The following is a 4,416-nucleotide window of genomic DNA, read 5'->3' on the forward strand; positions in this document are numbered from 1 at the left end:
CCGCGGACCAGCACGTAGCCGATCTGGTCGGCGATGACGCCGAGCACCAGCAGGCCGGAGCTCCAGGCGAGCGCGGTCGCCAGGCGCTCGCGGACCGTCAGGGCGTCCCACTGGAGGCGGCCGGCGATCGTGTAGAGGACGAGGAACAGCAGGTACCAGCAGAGCAGGAAGCCGAACGCGCCGCTGAACAGCAGGATGCGTTCGTACAGCAGCCAGTCGAGCGCGAGCGAGCCCGTGCCGGCGCCGACCAGGGTGAGGACTTCCTCGCGGGTGACGCCGCCGAGGCGGATCCGCTGCTGTTCGGGAGCGGGCGGTGCGTCGGCGGTCGGCGGTGCGCCGGCGGCCGACGGGGTGCCGGGGACGCTGCGGGTGGTGACGGGTGCGGACATCGGTGGCCTCCGGTCAGTCCGAGGTGGTGGCGCCGGACCGGGACCGGCTGATGATGAACCCGGCGGCCACGTTGACCAGCAGGGTGAGGGCGAAGAGCACCAGCCCGGCGGCCATCAGCGCGGACAGCGAGAGGCTGTCGGACTCGCTGAAGCGCAGCGCGATCAGTGAGGAGATCGAGTTGCCGCCGTTCTCCAGGACGTGCCAGGAGACCCGGAACACCGGCGAGATGATCAGCGCGACGGCGATGGTCTCGCCCATCGCCCGGCCGAAGCCGAGCATCACGGCACCGATCACGCCGCCGCGTCCGAACGGCAGCACCACGGTGCGGACCATGCCCCAGCGGGTGGAGCCGAGCGCGTACGCGCCTTCGCGTTCGCCGGCGGGGGCCTGCGAGAACACCTCGCGGCTGAGCGAGGCGATGATCGGAATGATCATCAGGGAGACCACGGTGCCGGCGATGAACGTGGACGAGGTGTAGGAGGTGGCGATGTCGCCGGTGCGCACCTCCAGGAACGGCAGCGCTCCGCCGAGGTGGACGGCCAGCCAGCGGCAGAGGCCGACGATCCGCGGCTGCAGGAAGAACAGGCCCCACAGGCCGTAGACGATGCTGGGGATGGCCGCCATCAGGTCGACCAGCGAGATCAGCGTCGGCCGCAGCCGGACCGGCGCGTACTCGGAGATGAACAGGGCGGCGGTGAGCGCGACCGGCACCGCGATGCACAGCGCGATGACGGCGATCAGAATGCCGTCGGGCAGCACCGCGGCGATGCCGAAGGAGTGCGCGGCGGTGCGCCAGCGCTGCTCGGTGAGGAACGACCAGCCGACGGCGTCCAGCGCCTCGGTGCCGCGCAGCAGCAGGAAGAACGCGATCAGGCCCATCAGGGCGAACACGGACAGGCCGGCGGCGCGCAGCAGCCCGCGGAAGGCCCGGTCGGCGGGCGAGGCGGGGGCGCTGATCGGGCGGGGACGGTCGGCTTCGGGCGGTGGAACGCGGTACTCCGTCGGCTGGACGGCGGCGGTCATGGTGTCAACTCTCCGCGCGGTGAGGGTTCGTGGGGTGGGACGGCGGGGGTGGCCCCCGGTGGGCCGGGCGGGCGCGCGGGGCGCCCGCCCGGCGGAGCGGGTCAGCCGTTGCGGCCGAACAGGCGGGCGCGGATCCGGCCGGCCCCGCGGCGCAGTGCGGCGCCGGCGGAGGTGCCGCCCAGCAGCAGCGCGGCGGGTCCGCCGACCAGCAGCACGGCGCCGGTGGCGAGCACCACGGGCAGCATCAGTCGGGCCAGGCCGGCCCGGTCGGCGGCGGCCTGGCCGGCGGCCGCGGCACCGAGCCGGGGCGAGGCCCCGGCACTGGCCCTGGCGCCGGCGCTGGGGCCGGTGGCGCCCGGGACGCCGGCTCCGGCGGGCGTGTCGGCGCTGGTGTAGGAGCCGTTGTCGGTACCGGAGTTGGTGCCTGCGCCGGTGCCGGTGCCGCTGCCCTGGCCCTCGCCGCCGGCTGCGGGGCCGTTCCCGGTGCCGGGCGCGGTCTGGTTGCCGGGCAGTGCGCTGTCCTGGGCGGCGACGTGGCCGGCCGCGGCCTTCGCAGCGGCGACCTGACTGCCCGTCAGACCGGCGAACCCGACGGCGAGTTGACCGGGCTGACGCCCGTAGATCTGGCCCTGCGCGGGGTCGGTGACGGTGCGCACGAAGCGGGCGATGGCGGCCGCCTTGTCCGCGGAGACGCCCTGGGTGGGCAGCATGGCGTACTGGACCATGGTCAGCGGGTACGCCCTGCTGTCCTTGGCGTACGCCGATTCGGCGTCACCGTACGGAAGTTGCTGGGTGCCGGTGACGGCGTCGAGCGGCATGTCGGCGGCCGCGGCCTGCATGGAGCCGATCGTCGGGGTGGTGAAGGCGCCTGCGGGATTGGGGAGTTCGGCCTCGGGCAGGCTCATCGCCTGGGCCTGGCCGGCGTCCATGACGGCGAACAGGGCGCGCTGGCCGTTGTCCTGGCTGCGGCACTTGGCGTGCTGGCCCTGGATGTCGTCGGGGCTCAGGCAGGACGGCCGGACCTCCAGGGCCATCCGCAGCACCTGGCCGAGGCCGCCGAGCACCGGGTTCCACTCGTACTGCTTCCAGTTCTTCGGGCCGCTGAAGTCCTGCGGCTGGAACGCGTCGGCCGGGAAGCCGGGGTAGCTGGAGCGCAGGTACTTGGTGTCCAGGTGCATGCCCCACGGGTCGGCGGCGCCCTGCAGGAACTGGGCGGCGTCGGGGTCGGCGGCGATCCAGGTGGTCAGCCGGGTGACCAGGTCGGTGGTGCCGCCGACCACGATCGGGGCGGTGGCGGCGAAGCTGCCGCCGGCCAGGCAGCCGGGCCAGTTCGGGCCGTTGTCCCCGGTGGGGTTGAGCTTCAGGAACTCGGGGTCGGCGAACAGGCAGATCGGATTGCCCTTGACGCTGTCAGTGTCGTCGCCGGCGTCGAGCCGGTAGCTCTGGGTCAGCATCTTGGCCAGCAGCCGCTGGTTGAGCCGCAGGGTGCGGATCTGCCGGCGGCTGACGCCGTCGTCGACCAGGTAGACCACCGAGATCGCGCTGGTCGCCAGCGGCGCGTACACGTACGGGCGGGTCGGCGGGTTGCGGTCGGGGATCGCGGTCAGCGCGATGTCGCCGCCGGAGCGGCGCAGGAAGGACCCGCGGGCCTGCGGCTCGCCGCCGCCGGAGGTGTACTGCACGGTCAGCGAGCTGCCGTCCTGGCACAGGCCGGTCCGCCACTGCTGGACGGCGCGGTCGGCCATCTCCAGGCCGATCGCGGAGAAGTCGGAGTTCCGGGCGGTGCACGCCGCCGGGGTGGGGCCGAAGCTCAGCGGCACCACGACGTGGTTCTTCCAGGCGCAGGCCTCACCGCTCGCGTAGCGCTTGCCGCCGGTGTTCTCCACCGCCACCACGTTGTCGCTGGCGGTGTTGAACAGGCCGTCGGAGTCGGGCGAGTGGTCGTCGCAGTTGATCTCGCCGGCCGGGAACTGGTAGGCGCCGACCGAGTCGCCGCCGTAGTTCGCCTCGATGACCAGCGAGCACTTGTGCGTGGGGTCGCAGCCCAGGGTCTGGCTCTGCTGTGCGGTCCACACCTCGATGTCCGCCTCCCCGGTGCCGTCCGGGCGGGTCGCGGCGATCACCATGTTGGACGGGAACTCGGGCGTGGTGGTGCCGGGCTTCGGGAAGTCCTGCAGGAAGCCCTTGGCCGGGTCCGCGCCGTACAGGCTGGAGCCGTAGCAGTCGGTGATCTGCGGCTGCTCGCCCTTGCACTGGTAGATCCGCACCGGGTAGCGGGCGACCTTGTCGAAGCCCGAGGTGCCGTGCGGGTTGAGCACCACCGGGACGGACTGGAAGTCGGCGTCCACGGTCGGCGTGAAACCGCTCCACGTCACGTGCAGCACCTGGTTGCCGAGGCCGCTGGTCGGCGTCACGGTGACGGAGCCGGCCGGGCCGCTGGTCCAGGTGAACGGGTCCCAGCGGGCGGGGCCGGGCACGGTCGTGCCGGCGGCGGCCTGCGCCTGCTGGACTCCGGTCCCGCCGAGCGGCAGCAGCACCGCGGCGGCGCCCAGCGTCCACGTCAGGACGGCCGCCAGCCAGGCCTGCAGCGGTCGTGATCCGATTCTCGGCCCTGACGGGCGGACTCTCATGGGCACAGCACCTCCGGCGACGGGCGCGCCGGAGCAGGCACGCACGGATGACAGGGAGCGGAGCGGCGGCGTTCGGCGGCTCCGACGATATTCGGCCAGTGACGTCTGACCGGATGCTGTCCACCAGATGTACGAGGCCCCAATTAGTGCTCGAATCAAGGGATCTGACGTTCCGTCAGGCCGGAAACGGCGCGCACCGCCCGACCGTGCGGGTCGGGCGGTGCGAGTGCGGCGCGTGGTGCGCCCGGTGCGAAGGGTCAGGAGGCCGGGGTGTAGGTCACCGTGAAGGTGCCGACGCTCTGGCCCGCGGTGAAGAAGGAGGTGCGCAGCTTGCTGTCCAGGAACTGCGCGCCGGCCGGGTCGAGGGCCAGCG

The 4,416-nt window shown here is 73.1% G+C and carries 2 protein-coding genes and 1 pseudogene; all 3 read right to left on the bottom strand.

The features are described 5' to 3' along the window. Positions 1–389: pseudogene (locus tag IEZ12_RS38140) on the bottom strand (phosphate ABC transporter, permease protein PstA); the annotation flags it as partial. A 13-nt stretch (positions 390–402) separates the two neighbouring features. Next, the gene (gene pstC, locus IEZ12_RS10425) at positions 403–1,413 is read right to left on the bottom strand and encodes a phosphate ABC transporter permease subunit PstC (protein ID WP_083462051.1); all 1,011 of its coding nucleotides are present in this window, start codon (positions 1,411–1,413) and stop codon (positions 403–405) included. 101 nt (positions 1,414–1,514) lie between these two features. Continuing rightward, the gene (locus tag IEZ12_RS10430) at positions 1,515–4,043 is read right to left on the bottom strand and encodes a hypothetical protein (RefSeq protein ID WP_189271744.1); all 2,529 of its coding nucleotides are present in this window, start codon (positions 4,041–4,043) and stop codon (positions 1,515–1,517) included. Between the last annotated feature and the right edge of the window lie 373 nt (positions 4,044–4,416).

This window comes from Kitasatospora griseola (genome assembly GCF_014648555.1).
Classification (GTDB): Bacteria; Actinomycetota; Actinomycetes; order Streptomycetales; family Streptomycetaceae; genus Kitasatospora; species Kitasatospora griseola.

What these genes read in the sequence shown, in the direction of transcription:
- pstC (WP_083462051.1), bottom strand. Translation starts at nt 1,413, where the DNA reads ATGACCGCCGCCGTCCAGCCGACGGAGTACCGCGTTCCACCGCCCGAA.
- IEZ12_RS10430 (WP_189271744.1), bottom strand. Translation starts at nt 4,043, where the DNA reads ATGAGAGTCCGCCCGTCAGGGCCGAGAATCGGATCACGACCGCTGCAG.